Genomic DNA, 15,748 nt, shown 5'->3' on the forward strand with positions numbered 1-15,748 from the left:
TTTAGTTCCTCTTTTCTGGTAGCTAAAAGATTCTACTTTGATTGTTCGAATCCAATCTCATAGGATATAACCTTTCTTGTATCGTTATCTATGTCCAGCAGAACATAGTTTACTGTATTGGTATAAACAAAGGTTTTCACGGATGGTTCATTTTGAATTATCGTGTTCGGATTTCCGCATGATTCTTTTACTTTGGATTCTGGCCAACCGATTGCAGCAAAGTTTTCGATATCTGGGCTTTCATTTTTTCCATTGACTATTCGGGGATACACTTTGATAGTACTTATATGATTGTCTATTGTCGTGATCGTACCGTAATTGAACATAATCTGTTCAACGCGAGTTCTTCCCACTTGAATAGGCCCGGATGAGTTTACTGCTTTTCCAAGAAGATATTCTGCATCTACCAAGTTTATATGCTCACCTAATCCTATGCGAACAAAAGAAAGCGTGGGGAAGCGATTGTTGATGGAACATAGTTGTGCTTTGAAGATAACACGAGCACTTGGTCGGTTGATTGGAGGGGCTTCTATGGCATATGAAATTGCCGGTATACAGATGAGGATGGAGAGAAAACAGATACATTGGCTGACCGCTCTGTTTAGCATCTCATATCAATCCTTTCCCGAGAGTAATCTACACAAATTGATTCGGCAATAGCCGTAAAAAATCCTGCTCGATCAAGAAGGAGGTTAAAGATTGGATAAAACAACATCTGAGATGAAGCTCGTACCCATCGACAAACTCGTGCCCTATGCCAACAACGCACGGACACATTCGCAGGAGCAGATCAACAAGCTGCGCGGCAGTCTGCGCGAGTTCGGCTTCATCAATCCCGTCATCATCGACAAGGACTATGGCATCCTCGCAGGGCACGGACGTGTTGCTGCTGCCAAGGCGGAGGGTATGGAGAGCGTACCTTGTGTCTTTGCCGAGCATCTGACCGAAGCGCAGAAGAAAGCCTACATCCTCGCGGATAACCGCTTCGCGCTCGATGCGGGATGGGACGAGGAAATGCTACGCATCGAGATGGAAGCCTTGCAGGGCATGGACTTCGATGTATCTCTCACCGGCTTCGACGAAGCGGAGATTGCCGATTTGCTCTCAACGGACGACGAAGCGCAGGAGGACGATTTTGATGTGGATGCCGAATTGCAGAAACCTTGTGTCACTCAACCGGGCGACCTTTGGCATCTGGGAAAGCATCGCGTCCTCTGCGGAGATTCGACAAAACTCGAAAGCTATGAGCGTCTGCTCGGCAACGAGAAGGTCAACCTCGTCTGCACGGACCCGCCGTATATGGTGAAGCTCGAAAGCACGTCGGGGAAAATCAAGAACGACGATTTGAATGACAAGGACGCCTACGAATTTCTCAAATCTGCCTTCACGGCATTCCACTCCGCGATGGCAGTGGATGCTTCCATCTACGTATTCTACGCAACGGCAAAAGCCTGCATCTTTCATGACGCTTATGAAGATGCGGGCTTTAAAGTTGGTGCGGGACTTGTGTGGAAGAAGGATCGCCTCGTACTCACGCGTACGGACTGGAAGTACATCCACGAACCCATCATCTGGGGCTGGCGCAAGGATGGCAAGCATAAGTGGTACGGCGACCAGAAGCAGACGACAGTCTTTTCTTTCGACCGCATCAAGGACTCGAAAAAGGACGGCTGCGGTCATCCGTCCTCGAAGCCCGTGCCGCTTCTGGCATATCTCATCAAGCAGTGTACGCAGACAAACGGCATCGTGCTCGACGGTTTCCTCGGCTCGGCATCGACGCTCATCGCCTGTGAGCAGTTGGGGCGCATCTGCTACGGCGTGGAGCTTGAGCCGAAGTTCGTGGATGTAGCGGTGGAAAGATACATTCAGAGCAAAGATGGAGTGCCAGAAGATGTGTATTTGGAGCGCGATGGAGAGCGTATTCCGTATGTGAATGTAGCGAAATCAAAGGAGGAAGAGTGATGCGTGTATTTTTGAATCCAGGACACGCCCCAAACGGAGAGCCGGATCCCGGAGCCTGCGGCTGGGGGATTAGGGAATGCGACATTGCAAAGAATGTCGCAGATTTGGTGGCGGGCTATCTCACTGCCGCAGGTGTGGAGGTCGTGGGAAATCTCCAATCGGACAGTTTGGAGGAAGTCGTCGATGCCTCCAACGAGAGCGAAGCCGACCTTTTCATCTCCATCCACTGCAATGCCTGCAACGGGAATGCGCGAGGCACGGAAGTCTGGTATTACCACCGAAGCGCATACGGAGAAATGCTTGCCGATTGCATTCGCCATCAGATCGTCGATGTGCTCGGCACGGCAGATCGCGGCAGCAAAGGCGCGAAGCCCGGCGTCAACGGCTTGTATGTTCTGAACAACACGGGCGCGACAGCGGTCTTGGTGGAGCTTGCCTTTATCGACAACGAACAGGATGCACAGCTTCTGCGCGACAAACAGGATGAATTTGCCCGTGCCATCGCACGCGGCGTAACGGATTACGAACAGGAGGTTTTTTAGATGGTGGATTGGAAAATGCTGCAAAGCGAGCTGAAGGTTCATGCGGTGGACTTCGTGCGAAAAGAAGCGAAAGAGGCGGCAGTACTCTGGGTCAAGGAGAAGGGGCTTCCCACAGCGAAGGAAATCGCATCTGCCTACATCGCCGCTCTGAAGGAAAGCGCCGAGAAGGAAACGGGCTGGTGCCGCTTCCGAGACTGCGTGTTCCTGCCGGGCGTGGTGCAGGGGGCACTCTGGCTTGCGGGCAATATGCTCGACCGCATGACGGCGGTGCAAAATACCACGAATCGGGCATAAACCGCTTGCTATATTTCTGCTTTTGAGGGATGTATGTAGTGAAACTATTTCAAGGGAGGAATGCACCATGAAGATTCATTACAGCATCACGAAAGAGCAGCGGAAGAAGTTGGTCGAAGTAGTCGGCAAGGCGCTCGGCGTGACGGCTTCCTATTGCGGCGCACCATCATTTTCCTACAGGGTGGGAGCGTTCGAAATCACGCGAGACGGATGCCTCTGCTTTGCCGACGATGCGGATGAAGCGGAAGTCGAGCGCGTGCGCACGGCACTTCGAGAGGTGGGCTTTGTCGCGGAGGAAGATCCATTCGAGGTGGCGATGGCAGAATCCGAGGAAGAGGCAACGACCGATGACGAGAACAGCCTCACCATCAGCCTCCCGCGCAGCTCTTTCACGGAAACGGCGCTGAAGAATCTGGACGCGCTCCTTGCCAGCAAAGGGAAGCTGATTCAAAAAGCGTTCAACATTGAGAAGGCGACGTACACGCTGACCGAAGAGACGATCAAATTCGCATGGTTTCATGGGAAGATCGCCGAAGATACGGTACGCGCCTACACGGATTTCATCAGCAAGCTCTGCGAAATGGCGCAGAAGCAGAAACGCGCCGTGGCAAAAGAGAAGGCCGTGGAGAACGAGAAGTACGCCTTCCGCTGCTTCCTCCTGCGCCTTGGCATGATCGGCGATGATTACAAGACGAGCCGCAGGATTTTGCTGCAGAACCTCACAGGCAGCAGTGCCTTCAAATGTGGGCATCGAAGGGAGGTGGCAAGCCATGAAGTTTCCGAGTAGGGAGCAGATCGCCGCGCTTCGGCGAATGTACCCGGCAGGAACGACGGTGGAGCTTATCTCGATGGAGGACGCGCAAGCCCCGCCGCCTAGAACCTTGGGTGAAGTGCAGGGCGTAGACGACGCGGGGCAGATTCTCGTGCATTGGCAAACAGGCTCCACGCTGAATCTCATCCCGGATGTCGATTCCTTCCGCATCGTGAGAGGAGGAAGCAATCCATGAGCGATGTGATTTTTCGCCAGATTATGACCATTCGCGATACCGGGAGCGTGAATATGTTCGACGTTCCTGCCGTCCAGCGCATGGCATTCGAGAGCGGCTTCTACGAACTGGTCTGCTTCATCGAGGAGCATCGAGAAGCGTACGTACACTTCATTCTGACGGGAGAGGAGCCGCCTTGAAAATCTTCCATCCTGTGCCGGACTTTCACGGAAATATGACTTGCTATCATCCTCGCTTTGAGGCATATATACACATGAACGAAGAAAATAATGCCACACAGAAAGCGAGAAAAAGAAAATGAAAAACGCAGAAGCAAGATGGCCGAAGGAAGGCACGATGGAAAAGCTCGAAGAAATGCGCTTTTCAACATGCGGTGCGGTACTGCGGTATGGCGAACAGGTTCTCGTGGTCGGGCGCGAGTTTCGGGGCTTCCACGCAGCGGTCTACGAGATGGTCGAAACGCCTGCGGAAACGGGATTCGCGGACATCGAATGCCGCCTGAACCTTGTCGAAGCCGCCACTGAGCTTTTCGAGGACGGCGGCCACGCGATGGCTTGGTGCATGGCGCACATCTAAGGAAGCACTGATAAATGACAGCCGCTCCTCCTGACCTTTATAATACATAGTTCCAGAATAGTATTCGGGGCAGAGGAGGAGCTACATTACGCCCCATACGACCGCGATCACGAGTGCGGGGAGGAAGTTCGCGACGCGGATGTAGGGGAGGGTCATGAGATTCGTACCGACGGCGAAAATGAGGATGTTGCCCACATAGCTGAGATTATGGAGCGCGGCGTTCGTCATGAACGGCTCGATCACACCCGCCGCGAGGAAGACCGCACCTTCGAAGATGCCGACGGAGAGCGCGGAGAAGATGCAGCCCTTTCCGAGCGTCGCCGTGAGCAGGAGGATGACAATGCCGTCGAGGACGCTTTTCGCAAAGAGGACAGAGGGATCGGCGAGCAGGCGGTCGTTCACTGCACCGATGACCGACATCGCGCCGACGCAGATAGTGAGCGAGGCGGAGACAAAGCCGTTGATGAAATGCGTGTCGCCCGTGCTGCCTGAGATGCGTTTCAGCCATGCGCCGAAAGAAGTCATGCAATCCTCGATGTTGAGGATCTCGCCGATGATCGCTCCGCCGATGAGGGCGGCGAGCATCATGTCGATACCGATGAAGGAAATCCGGCCGTCTGTGTCGATCACGAGCATTTTGCTGAGTACTCCGCCGAGTCCAAGGAAGATCACGGCGAGCGCACAGGCTCGCATGATGGTCTGGTGGAATCGCTCCGCAAGGAAGCGCCCGCACCCAAGTCCAAGGAGGCCGCCAAGCACAACAGCAATCACATTCGCGGCAACGCCAATTCCGGGCATATTTCCACATCCTTTCACGCTAGAGAATCCATTGTACCTCATTGTGTGATGTATGTAAACAGTCATTGCATGAGTACAAAAACCGGGAAGATTGCAAGTTTAATTGTCACATTGTTCTGCCAAACGGAAGATACGCCGAGAAATTGTCGAAAAAATCTCTTGAAAATCCCCAAGTATACACGAATATTCGCTTGCTATATGTGTCTTTTAGAGGCATATATGTACATGAAAACAGAAAACAGGGCAAGCAAAGAAAGGGGATTTCAAAAATGAAGGCAGCGACGGCAAGGCAGATCGAGAACATGAAGAAGCAGACTATCGGCGTGGAAGTCGAGATGTACGGCATCAGCCGCAGGGACGCAGCGGCAATCGCGGCAGACTTCTTCGGAACGGGAGACTTCAAAGACACGGCAAGGTGCAACGGCTACTGCACTTGGAGCGCATGGGACGACCAGGGACGCGAGTGGAAATTCCAGCGCGACGTCAGCATCGAAGCCGCAAGCAGCACTGAGCAGACCGAACTGGTCACGCCCATCCTGCACTACGAGGACATCGAGCGCCTGCAGGAACTCCTGCGGAGACTGCGCCACGCGAGAGCGAAGAGCAACCCCGCCCACATGTGCGGCGTACACATCCACATCGGCAAGGGCAGCCACACGGCGCAGACACTCAGAAACCTCGCCAACCTGATGGCAAGCCACGAAAGCTTCCTGATCGCCGCCATGCGCATCGACCAGAGCCGACTCGGACGCTACTGCCGCACGGTGAACCGCACCTTCCTCGACCGCCTCAACAAGGAAAAGCCCCAGACGATGGAAAAACTCGCGGACATCTGGTACGAAGGAAACAGCGCAAGAGAGGGCAGAGAGCACCGCTACAACGGATCAAGATACCATTGCCTGAACCTCCACGCGACCTTCACCAAAGGCACCATCGAATTCCGCCTCTTCCAATTCGCGAACCCCACGGCAGAGCGCAGGGGCGGCCTCCACGCAGGCGAACTCAAGAGCTACATCCAGCTTTGCCTTGCCCTTTCCGAAGCGGCGAAAAACCTCAAGACCGCAAGCCCCAAAGAACCGCAGAGGGAAAACCCCAAATTCGCGATGCGAACCTGGCTGATGCGCCTCGGCTTCATCGGCTGGGAATTTGCCACGGCAAGGGATATTCTCACGAAGAACCTTGCAGGCGACGCCGCTTTCCGCTTCGGCAGGAGCACCCCTTCGGCATAAGAGCCGAAGCCAGCCCCGCCCGCCAACAGGCGGGCTTCGGGCAGTAGAAGGGATGTTCCTTCGGAAGCGGAAAGGATGAGGAAGATGAAAACGAAGATGTACATCGCCTACGGCTCCAACATGGACTTGGAGCAGATGCAGCATCGCTGCCCAGAAGCGGAACTTCTGGGAACGGGGCGTTTAGAGAACTGGCGGCTGATGTTCAAGGGAAGCAAAACCGGGGCGTATGCGACCATCGAACGCGAGAAAGGGCAGAACGTGCCGATCCTGCTCTGGCGCATCACGAAGATGGACGAGGAGCGGCTTGACCGCTACGAGGGATTTCCGACGTTCTACTACAAGCGCACGATTCAAGTCGTGAAAACCGATGCCGACGGAAAGCCCTGCGGCACGACGCGCGGCATGGCGTACATCATGCACGAGGAGAGGAAGCTCGGCATTCCCCCCATGGAGTACTTCGACATTCTCCACAGAGCTTACTGTCGCTTCGGCTTCGACAGGAAGATTCTCGAAGAAGCCTACGGATACACATGGGAGTGGGGGCGCAAGGCGAAAAGATGAGACGGAAATATAGTTTGAGGAGATGCTTTCGGGCATCTCCTTTTGCGTTGGGGGTGATGAACTGCGGAAACTGACGGACTACAAGCCGACAAAGTTCATGGCAAAAAGCTCCAAGTATGACAAAGCCGCTGCGGACTACGCTGTGGGCTTTATCGAGTGTCTGTGCCACACGAAGGGAACATGGGCGGGAAAGCCGTTCGAACTCATCGATTGGCAGGAGCGCATCATCCGCGATCTCTTCGGTATCTTGAAGCCGAACGGCTATCGGCAGTTCAACACGGCGTATGTTGAGATTCCCAAGAAGCAAGGAAAATCAGAGCTTGCAGCCGCCGTTGCACTGCTCCTTTGCTGCGGCGATGGGGAAGAGCGCGCCGAAGTCTATGGCTGCGCCGCCGACCGTCAGCAGGCGAGCATCGTGTTCGAGGTCGCCGCCGATATGGTGCGCATGTGCCCTGCGCTCGGCAAGCGAGTGAAACTCCTCGCCTCACAGAAGCGCATGGTGTATCTGCCGACGAACAGCTTCTATCAGGTGCTTTCGGCGGAGGCCTATTCAAAGCACGGATTCAATATCCACGGTGTCGTGTTCGACGAATTGCACACACAGCCAAATCGCAAGCTCTTTGACGTTATGACGAAAGGCTCCGGCGATGCGCGAATGCAGCCGCTTTACTTCCTTATCACGACGGCAGGAACGGATACGCAGTCTATCTGCTACGAGACGCACCAGAAAGCGAAGGACATTCTCGAAGGGCGAAAGATTGATCCGACCTTCTATCCTGTCATCTATGGAGCGAAGGAGGACGAGGACTGGACAGATCCCGAGGTATGGAAGCGGTCGAATCCGTCGCTCGGCATCACGGTCGGCATCGACAAGGTACAGGCGGCTTGTGACTCTGCACGGCAGAACCCCGCTGAGGAGAACAGTTTCCGTCAGCTTCGCCTGAACCAATGGGTCAAGCAGTCCGTGCGCTGGATGCCGATGGATAAGTGGGATGCGTGCGCTATGCCTGTGGATGCCGAAGCCTTGAAGGGGCGCGTCTGCTACGGCGGTCTTGACCTCTCGTCGACGACGGATGTCACAGCATTCGTGCTTGTATTTCCTCCGACGGATGAAGATGAGTCTTTTGCCGTGCTTCCGTATTTCTGGATTCCCGAGGAGAACATCGACCTGCGTGTGCGGCGCGATCATGTGCCTTACGACGTATGGCAGAAACAAGGCTTCCTGCAGACGACCGAGGGCAATGTCGTGCATTATGGCTTCATCGAAAAGTTTATTGAGAAACTGGGCGAGAAGTACAACATCCGCGAGATCGCCTTCGACCGATGGGGCGCAGTGCAGATGGTGCAGAATCTTGAGGGGATGGGCTTCACCGTCGTCCCTTTCGGGCAGGGATTCAAGGATATGAGTCCGCCGACGAAGGAGTTGATGAAGCTGACGCTGGAAAAGAAAATAGCGCACGACGGGCATCCCGTCCTGCGCTGGATGGCAGACAATATTTTCATCCGCACAGACCCAGCGGGGAACATCAAGGCGGACAAGGAGAAGTCCACCGAGAGAATTGACGGCGTGATCGCGCTGATTATGGCGCTCGACCGTGCGATTCGCTGTGGCAACGATGCATCTGCGTCGGTGTATGATGAGCGAGGAATTTTGGTGTTTTAGGGGATTGTATACTCACATAAGGTCTTGCTATTTCTCGGATAGTACGGGAATATACACATGCCGAAAGGGAAAACTGAAGAAACAAGAAAATGACGAAGAAGGAAATTGCCGAGATCATCGAGAGCAAGGCCGCCGAGTACGGATTCACGATGCAGGAAAACACGATGGGTTGGGCAAACGCGAGCGACCGCGACACCTGCATCCGCATCGAGATTCGCAAAGAAACGGATTACGAGAAGACGGATTGGGAAGCTCGCAAGGTTTTCCGAGATATCAAAGCCAACGCCAGCATTTGCCAGATGGGCGGAAACTCCACGCCGGAGGAACTTTTGAAAGCCGCCGACGAGATCGCGCGGGGCGCGAAATTCACCGCCGAAATCAACGGCATGAATCTTTCCTGCATCGAAATCTTCTAAGCCGAAACAACAGGAGCGCCGCTCGAAAAGGCGGCGCTCCTGTTCGTCGCATAAATCCTTCGAATAGCATACGGTGGGTATATCATCATAGCGCTCAATCGAGCGATTCATTGTGGGAATAGTGTGCGCTTTTTGATAGGTTTAGAGGATCAATAGCACCAGTGTTCCTTAACGGTGTACGGCCATCCTAAAGCATTCATGCAAAATTTAAATACCTGATTCCCGGGCAAGACTACCGTCATATGCGTTCCATCCATTGTACTTGTTTCATATCTCCACATATCGGTTTTGTATTTGAGAAAGGTCCAGTTGACGATATCAAGCAATTCTCCGTTTCGCACGTTCTTAGTCGATACTTTGAAATGTCTTTCTGTATCCGATGTATCGCCTCTAAGCGTATCATCCATTACATAAACATCAATGTTTTCAGAGTTCCAGTGGCTTACCCATACATCTTTTGCCTCACAGATGTATGTCGGCAAGAAAACGGTGACAGCCAAGATCAAAGCCGTGATAGAAAAGATTTTTTTCATTTTGGGTTCCTCCGTTTCGATGATTTACATTTGACTCGCGTCGCAAACATCGCAATTTTCATTTCAGCATCATTTTTTCGTATTCTTTGAGGGTTGTTCCACTTTCTGTTTTCCAAGCCATCAAACCATTCGTAGATTGTCCTATAAGAAATTTTGCAGCGGCAGATGGACTGGAGAAAAGCATATCTTCCAAGAGAATGCCATTGGATATACGGGCGTTTCTTCTGCGCTTGCTTATTCCAGCAGATATTGTTTCATCCTCCACGGGGGAGACATCGCTTCCCTGTAAGACGACAAATCCTTCTGCCGTACGCTTGCCGTTAGCCTCGATGGTTTGACCGAGTTTCCGTATTCTTCTTGATAGACGGAAAAGCACATCCGTTGTTTCTTCTGCAGAGTGTGATAACGTCCCTTCTGATATTGGCGTTGAGAGTGGCTCGAAAATCTTGTGCCCTAATACGCCCATGATTATACAGGCTTTTTCGGTAAACTCTTCCAGTTCGCTTTCTTTTTCCTCGGTTATATTTCCCTGTGTTGGTTCATTTTCATTTTTTAGTTCGTATCGATGAGCATCTATTGCAAGATTGTAAAACTTATTTTCAAGAAAGCTTATTTCAGTAGGACCGAAAGAGTTGTTTGAGGTAGTGAAGACAACCACCTCGTTCCAATAATCATTTTTCCTGTGCTCAAACAATCGATAGAGGATGCCTTTTTCATTTTTCCGAATGCCAGCCTGTCCTATATAGGCGAGGGGTTTTTCGGTTTCGTCAGATGTGCCAAAGAGAAAATATACACCGCTTTGTTTTAGATCGTCACGATCGGTACACTTTTCAAGAGCTGTTCTTGGAATTTTATAGACTGTGCCAGTCCAGTTGGATAAGGTGCATTTTATGCGTCCGACTGGTGTGTTGTCCATAAGAAATACATTGATGTTTTTCCCATGTGCCATTTTATTCTCCCTAGTCCTAATCGAAAGGTTGCTGATAGCATGAACTTCTTCTCAAAACTCTTCCGCTCACGGGATAAGCCGCAAAACCTCTGCCGCTTCGGCGGTTGGCCATTCATGTTCGGTAAGTCTGCTGCAGGGCAGAATGTCAACGAGTTCACGGCAATGCAGACCATGGCGGTGTATGCCTGTGTCCGCATCCTTGCGGAGTCTATCGCGGGATTGCCGCTTCATGTGTATGAGTATCGCGGAAACGGAAAAGAGCGTGTGCCGGAGCATCCGCTCTATTTTCTTCTCCACGATGCGCCCAACCCTGAGATGACCTCTTTCATATTTCGAGAGACTTCCATGATACACCTGCTTCTGTGGGGAAATTCCTACGCATAAATTTTGCGTGATGGGCGAGGACGCGTGATGGGGCTGTACCCGCTTCTGCCCAATCGCATGAGTGTCGGACGCGATGAATCTGGGGAAATCGTTTACACTTACACACCGATGAGCGAGTCCAATCCGCAGCTCAAAGGACAGCGGCAGATTACTCTGCGGCGCGAGGATGTGCTCCATATCCCTGGACTCGGCTTCGACGGTCTTGTCGGTTACAGTCCCATCGCCATGGCGAAGAACGCCATCGGCATTGCGCTTGCAACGGAGGAATACGGCGCGGCATTCTTCCGCAACGGTGCGCGTCCGGGCGGTGTCTTGGAACATCCGGGTGTTTTGAAAGACCCGTCGAAGCTGCGCGAGAGCTGGCACGCCGTTTACGGCGGCACGATGAATACGGGCAGGATTGCTGTGCTCGAAGAGGGCGTCAAGTATCAGCAAATTGCTATCCCGCCCGAAGAAGCGCAGTTCCTTGAAACGAGGAAGTTCCAGATCGACGAGATTGCGCGGCTCTATCGCGTGCCGCCGCACATGATCGGCGACTTGGAAAAATCCAGCTTCAACAACATTGAGCAGCAGTCCCTTGAGTTCGTCAAATACACGCTGAATCCGTGGGTGGTGCGCTGGGAGCAGTCGCTGCAGAAAGCCCTGCTTACGGATAAGGAGAGGAAGGAGTATTTCATCCGCTTCAAGGTGGACGGGCTTTTGCGTGGAGATTACAAGAGCCGCATGGAAGGGTATGCCATCGGCAGGCAGAATGGCTGGCTCTCCGCGAACGACATCCGAAGCCTCGAAGACCTCAATCCAATTGAGGGTGACGAAGGCGGCGACCTCTATCTCATCAACGGCAGCATGACGAAACTCAAGGATGCTGGATTGTTTGCAAACAACTGGAAGGAAGGGAATGACGGTGAAACGTAAATTTTGGAACTGGGTACGAAACGAGGGAGAAAGGCGGACGCTGCTTCTCGACGGTGAGATTTCTGACGAGACGTGGTTCGGCGATGAAGTCACGCCTGCAATATTTCGCGAGGAGCTTCATGCGGCAGAGGGAGATGTCGTTCTCTGGATTAACTCGCCCGGCGGAGACTGCTTTGCGGCGGCGCAAATCTACAACATGCTGATGGACTATCCGGGCAAGGTCAACGTCAGAATTGATGGCCTTGCGGCATCGGCGGCATCTGTCATCGCGATGGCAGGTTCGACCGTGGAAATATCTCCTGTAGGCATGGTAATGATCCACAATCCTATGACCATTTCCATCGGTGACGTGCAGGAGATGGAACGCGCCATCGCACTGCTTGCCGAGGTCAAGGAAAGCATCATCAATGCTTATGAAATCAAGACGGGGATGTCACGAGCGAAGATTTCGCGGCTCATGGATGCCGAGACGTGGATGAATGCAAAGAAGGCAGTGGAGCTGGGATTTGCCGATGCTATTCTCTATGAAGATCGGGAATATTCCGCAGGTGATGCGGCAGACGGGGTGATCTTCTCTCGCGCCGCCGTCACAAACTCGCTGCTCTCGAAATTCGGGCAGGGCAAGCAAATGAACAAAGTCGATGCGGAGTCGCTGAAAAGGCGGCTCTTTTCTATTGCACACTGAGGGAGGAAATAACATGGATAAGATTTTGGCAATACGTGAAAAGCGTGTGGCTCTCTGGGAGCAGGCAAAGACGTTCTTGGATGAACACACGCAGGAAGGCAGCCTCTCGGCAGAGGATGCCAAAGCATACGAGCAGATGGAAAGCGAGGTTCTCGCGCTCGGCAAGGACATCGAGCGCATGGAGCGGCAGGCGATTCTCGATGCGGAAATGGCAAAACCGACGTCGGTGGCAATCACCAATCTGCCGGGCGCATCTTTGGGCAAAGAGCAGACGGGCAGGGCGAGCGACGCCTACCGTGCCACGATGCTCAAGGCGCTGCGCACGAACTTCAGGCAGATTGAAAATGTGCTGCAGGAAGGTACGGACGCCAGCGGCGGCTATCTCGTACCGGAGGAGTACGACAAGCGCCTTATCGACGTACTCAGCGAGGAGAATGTCCTGCGTTCCCTTGCGACGACGATCACGACGAGCGGCAAGCACAAGATCAACATCGCGGCCACGAAGCCTGCGGCATCTTGGATTGAGGAAGGCGCACCTCTTACCTTTGGCGATGCGACCTTCGACCAGATCGTTCTCGATGCGCACAAACTGCACGTTGCGGTCAAGGTCACGGAAGAGCTGCTCTATGACAATGCCTTCAAACTCGAAAGCTACCTCATCGAGCAGTTCGGCAAGGCGCTCGGCAATGCCGAAGAGGATGCCTTCCTCAATGGCAACGGCGTGCATAAGCCGAAGGGGCTTCTTGCTACGGGGCAGACTTCCCTCACCACGGCGGCAGCCGACATCAAGGCGGACGAGCTTCTTTCCTTCGTCTACAGCCTCAAGCGTCCATACCGCAAGAATGCGGCGTTCCTCGTCAACGACCAGACGCTTGCAAGCATCCGCAAGCTCAAGGACAACAACGGCGCATATCTGTGGCAGCCCTCGTACCAGATGGGCGAACCCGACCGTCTGCTCGGCTATCCCGTCCACACCTCGGCATATATGCCTGCGGCTGCGGCAGGGAAGATCGCACTTGCTTTCGGCGACTACGCCTACTACAACATCGGCGATCGCGGCACGCGCTCTTTGCAGGAACTCAAGGAGCTTTTCGCGGGGAACGGCATGGTGGCGTACCTTATGAAGGAGCGCGTCGACGGCAAGCTTGTTCTGGCAGAAGCCGTGCAGTTGCTGAAAATCAAGGGATAAGGCAAAAGAAGAGGAAGAGGAAAAGGAAAAGGAAAAGCCGCTACATCAATGGGTGCAGCGGCTTTTTCTATGCTGAAAGGAGATGCGTTCCTATGCTTGTATCGCTCGAAGAAATCAAGGGTTATCTGCGCATCGATTCGGATGCCGAAGACAGCCTACTCACCTCCTTTGCCGATACGGCGGAGCAGCTTTCGCTGGCGATTCTGCGTGCCAAGTCGTGGAAGGAAGTCAAGAAGCAGGAAGCGGCACGGACGGCGATTCTCTATGCTGTCGCGTATCTCTACGAGCATCGCGAGGAGGCTGACCATCGGAAGCTCGCACTGACGCTTCGGGCGTTGCTTTTCGGAGAGCGAAAAGAGAGTTTTTGATGTACGTCAACATTGGCGAACTGCGCCACCGCATCACGGTGCTGCGCCCGAGAAATGCGCCCGACGAGGCGGGCAATCTCGTCGAGCAGAGTCGCGAGAGATATTGTATCTGTTGGGCGAAGGTCTTGCCGTTTGCAGCAAAAATCTCGGACGGGTATGCCGAGCAGGTCAAGGAAGTCGAGTATCGCGTGGTCGTTCGCTATCGGGAAGACATTCGAGATACGGATTTCATCCAATGGGAAAACAAGACTTTGGCAATCAAAGCGCCGCCTTATGGCATGGACGGCAGGAAGCGTTGGCTCGTGATTGAGTGCAGGGAGTTGGTGGAAGATGAGCCGTGACTATATTTCAACACGCGAGCTTTTGAATAGTATGGGCAAGGGCGCTATGAATGTAGCGAAAAAGGCGCTGGCAGAAGGAGCAGAAGCCGTTAAGACGGAGGCGAAAAGCCGCTGTCCCGTCTATCGGGGACGAGACAAGCGTGTCGTGCCGGGTGCGCTCCGGGATTCCATCCACTGCGTCAAGCGCGGGGGCGGTATCTCGTGGCGCATCGTTGCGGATGCCACGGCACAGGACGGTACGGCTTACGGCAAGCTCGTCGAGTTCAGCCCGAAGATCAACAAGCCGTTTCTCTATCCCGCACTCGATGCCGAGCGGGACGCCATCAAGAAGAACATCGTCGAAGCCGTCAAGGCGGCACTGCGGAGGGAAGGAAGATGAGCATAGCCAGCAAGGTTTATCAAGCATTGGCGAGATACAAGCCGCTTACAAGACTGCTCCATCGGAACGGCATCTATCATGGCAGAAGCCCCGATGCAGGAAGCTATCTCGTCCTCGTGTATTCCATCATCTCCGACGTTCCCGCGCTGTCGGCGGACGGCATGGAGATGGAGCGGCGCGTGACCGTGCGACTGCACATTCTCACGAAGGACGGCGCGTATGAAAAAATTGAGGATGCCGCGAGGAAGGTCATGGACAGTCTCGGTTTTCGCCGCTATCAGTCGATGGAGCTGGCGGAAAAGCATGTCTTTGTAAAAATCATGGATTTCAGAACAGGAGTTGAAGCATAATGCCAAGTCCAACCGTAACCGCGCCTGCCGCCAATCTCACGAGCGGGCAGTTTATCAATGTGGAAAAGCTTCATATCGCCAAGATGCTGACGGACGTACCGAACGGCGCGGCGACGTATGAACCGCCCATCAGTCTGGGCAAAATTCTGCGAAAAGTGGACATCAAGCCCAAGACGAGCCAGGCAGAACTTTTTGCCGACGGGCAGTCCGTAGATACGGCGGCCAATACCGCCTCGTATGACCTGACCTTCGATACGTCGGCACTCCCCTTGGAATACGTCGCCTATCTTTTCGGGCACAAGATTGACAAGGGTGTCATGACAGCGAACAAGGACGACGTGCCGCCGTATTTCGCCGTCATGTTCCAGTCGGACAAGAGGAACGGCAAGAAGAGGTTCACAAAATTTTTCAAAGTCCAATTTGTCGAGCCTTCGGAATCGGGCAACACGAAGGAAGAGAACATCAAGTACGATACGCCGACCATCTCGGCGAAGGCGATCTATCGCCTGTCGGACGGGCAGTCGTATGCGAAAGCCGACGAGGAGGCGACGGGCTTCATTGCCGAAACCGGAACGAAGTGGTACGAAAGCGTTTGAGAGGAGATGAG

The 15,748-nt window shown here is 53.5% G+C and carries 22 protein-coding genes and 1 pseudogene; 19 read left to right on the forward strand and 4 right to left on the reverse strand.

Annotation, left to right across the window (positions count from 1 at the left end):
* Positions 1-32 precede the first annotated feature (32 nt).
* Positions 33-608, reverse strand: coding sequence for a hypothetical protein (locus OL236_RS03855; protein ID WP_265071396.1), 576 nt, complete (start codon positions 606-608; stop codon positions 33-35).
* Between the two features lie 91 nt (positions 609-699).
* Between OL236_RS03855 and OL236_RS03860 the strand changes: the two genes are divergently transcribed.
* The 7 genes from OL236_RS03860 (at position 700) to OL236_RS03890 (ending at position 4,381) form a co-directional block, all read left to right on the forward strand.
* Positions 700-1,962 carry a site-specific DNA-methyltransferase gene (locus OL236_RS03860; protein ID WP_265071397.1) on the forward strand — a complete coding sequence of 421 codons (1,263 nt, stop codon included), beginning with the start codon at positions 700-702 and terminating at the stop codon, positions 1,960-1,962.
* Positions 1,962-2,504: an N-acetylmuramoyl-L-alanine amidase family protein gene (locus OL236_RS03865; protein WP_265071398.1), complete on the forward strand. Its 543-nt coding sequence runs from the start codon at positions 1,962-1,964 to the stop codon at positions 2,502-2,504. Before OL236_RS03860 ends, OL236_RS03865 begins: the two co-directional genes overlap by 1 nt.
* Positions 2,505-2,798, forward strand: a complete 294-nt coding sequence (locus tag OL236_RS03870) for a prevent-host-death protein (protein ID WP_265071399.1) — start codon at positions 2,505-2,507, stop codon at positions 2,796-2,798. It abuts the gene before it with no gap.
* Between the two features lie 67 nt (positions 2,799-2,865).
* Complete coding sequence (locus tag OL236_RS03875; RefSeq protein ID WP_265071400.1) at positions 2,866-3,585, forward strand: virulence protein; 720 nt, start codon at positions 2,866-2,868, stop codon at positions 3,583-3,585.
* A complete protein-coding gene (locus OL236_RS03880; protein ID WP_265071401.1) occupies positions 3,569-3,805 on the forward strand; it encodes a DUF4314 domain-containing protein in 237 nt (78 codons plus the stop codon). Before OL236_RS03875 ends, OL236_RS03880 begins: the two co-directional genes overlap by 17 nt.
* On the forward strand, positions 3,802-3,984 hold the full coding sequence (locus OL236_RS03885) for a DUF5049 domain-containing protein (protein ID WP_265071402.1): 183 nt from the start codon (positions 3,802-3,804) through the stop codon (positions 3,982-3,984). Before OL236_RS03880 ends, OL236_RS03885 begins: the two co-directional genes overlap by 4 nt.
* 118 nt (positions 3,985-4,102) lie before the next feature.
* On the forward strand, positions 4,103-4,381 hold the full coding sequence (locus tag OL236_RS03890; protein ID WP_265071403.1) for a hypothetical protein: 279 nt from the start codon (positions 4,103-4,105) through the stop codon (positions 4,379-4,381).
* A gap of 81 nt (positions 4,382-4,462) precedes the next feature.
* On the opposite strand, the gene OL236_RS03895 is transcribed toward OL236_RS03890, so the two are convergent.
* Positions 4,463-5,179 carry a DUF554 domain-containing protein gene (locus OL236_RS03895; protein WP_265071404.1) on the reverse strand — a complete coding sequence of 239 codons (717 nt, stop codon included), beginning with the start codon at positions 5,177-5,179 and terminating at the stop codon, positions 4,463-4,465.
* Positions 5,180-5,481: 302 nt separating this feature from the next.
* Here OL236_RS03895 and OL236_RS03900 point away from each other — a divergent pair, with 302 nt between their 5' ends.
* The 4 genes from OL236_RS03900 to OL236_RS03915 all read left to right on the forward strand — a co-directional run bounded on the left by OL236_RS03900 (position 5,482) and on the right by OL236_RS03915 (position 9,048).
* The gene (locus tag OL236_RS03900) at positions 5,482-6,408 is read left to right on the forward strand and encodes an amidoligase family protein (RefSeq protein WP_265071405.1); all 927 of its coding nucleotides are present in this window, start codon (positions 5,482-5,484) and stop codon (positions 6,406-6,408) included.
* A gap of 75 nt (positions 6,409-6,483) precedes the next feature.
* Positions 6,484-6,969: a gamma-glutamylcyclotransferase family protein gene (locus OL236_RS03905; protein ID WP_265071406.1), complete on the forward strand. Its 486-nt coding sequence runs from the start codon at positions 6,484-6,486 to the stop codon at positions 6,967-6,969.
* Between the two features lie 61 nt (positions 6,970-7,030).
* Positions 7,031-8,632, forward strand: coding sequence for a terminase large subunit (locus OL236_RS03910; protein WP_265071781.1), 1,602 nt, complete (start codon positions 7,031-7,033; stop codon positions 8,630-8,632).
* Between the two features lie 89 nt (positions 8,633-8,721).
* Complete coding sequence (locus OL236_RS03915) at positions 8,722-9,048, forward strand: hypothetical protein (RefSeq protein WP_265071407.1); 327 nt, start codon at positions 8,722-8,724, stop codon at positions 9,046-9,048.
* Between the two features lie 149 nt (positions 9,049-9,197).
* Here the strand turns inward: OL236_RS03915 and OL236_RS03920 are convergent, their stop codons facing one another.
* Complete coding sequence (locus tag OL236_RS03920; protein WP_265071408.1) at positions 9,198-9,581, reverse strand: hypothetical protein; 384 nt, start codon at positions 9,579-9,581, stop codon at positions 9,198-9,200.
* A 58-nt stretch (positions 9,582-9,639) separates the two neighbouring features.
* Positions 9,640-10,530, reverse strand: a complete 891-nt coding sequence (locus tag OL236_RS03925; RefSeq protein WP_265071409.1) for a GIY-YIG nuclease family protein — start codon at positions 10,528-10,530, stop codon at positions 9,640-9,642.
* A 39-nt stretch (positions 10,531-10,569) separates the two neighbouring features.
* Between OL236_RS03925 and OL236_RS03930 the strand changes: the two are divergent.
* From OL236_RS03930 to OL236_RS03965, 8 genes and pseudogenes are all read left to right on the forward strand, one after another.
* Positions 10,570-11,829: pseudogene (locus OL236_RS03930) on the forward strand (phage portal protein).
* Positions 11,819-12,514 (forward strand): head maturation protease, ClpP-related, encoded by a 696-nt coding sequence (locus OL236_RS03935; RefSeq protein ID WP_265071782.1) that lies wholly within the window; start codon positions 11,819-11,821, stop codon positions 12,512-12,514. The pseudogene OL236_RS03930 and the gene OL236_RS03935 overlap by 11 nt, the downstream one beginning before the upstream one ends.
* 13 nt (positions 12,515-12,527) lie before the next feature.
* Entirely contained in the window at positions 12,528-13,703 is a 1,176-nt protein-coding gene (locus OL236_RS03940; RefSeq protein WP_265071410.1) for a phage major capsid protein, read from the forward strand.
* 92 nt (positions 13,704-13,795) lie between these two features.
* Positions 13,796-14,071, forward strand: coding sequence for a head-tail connector protein (locus tag OL236_RS03945; protein WP_265071411.1), 276 nt, complete (start codon positions 13,796-13,798; stop codon positions 14,069-14,071).
* Entirely contained in the window at positions 14,071-14,412 is a 342-nt protein-coding gene (locus tag OL236_RS03950; protein WP_265071412.1) for a phage head closure protein, read from the forward strand. Before OL236_RS03945 ends, OL236_RS03950 begins: the two co-directional genes overlap by 1 nt.
* Complete coding sequence (locus tag OL236_RS03955; RefSeq protein WP_265071413.1) at positions 14,402-14,791, forward strand: HK97 gp10 family phage protein; 390 nt, start codon at positions 14,402-14,404, stop codon at positions 14,789-14,791. The genes OL236_RS03950 and OL236_RS03955 overlap by 11 nt, the downstream gene beginning before the upstream one ends.
* Positions 14,788-15,141: a hypothetical protein gene (locus OL236_RS03960; protein ID WP_265071414.1), complete on the forward strand. Its 354-nt coding sequence runs from the start codon at positions 14,788-14,790 to the stop codon at positions 15,139-15,141. Before OL236_RS03955 ends, OL236_RS03960 begins: the two co-directional genes overlap by 4 nt.
* Positions 15,141-15,737 carry a major tail protein gene (locus OL236_RS03965; protein ID WP_265071415.1) on the forward strand — a complete coding sequence of 199 codons (597 nt, stop codon included), beginning with the start codon at positions 15,141-15,143 and terminating at the stop codon, positions 15,735-15,737. The genes OL236_RS03960 and OL236_RS03965 overlap by 1 nt, the downstream gene beginning before the upstream one ends.
* Positions 15,738-15,748: the final 11 nt, after the last annotated feature.

Source organism: Selenomonas sputigena, from assembly GCF_026015965.1.
Taxonomy (GTDB): domain Bacteria; phylum Bacillota; class Negativicutes; order Selenomonadales; family Selenomonadaceae; genus Selenomonas.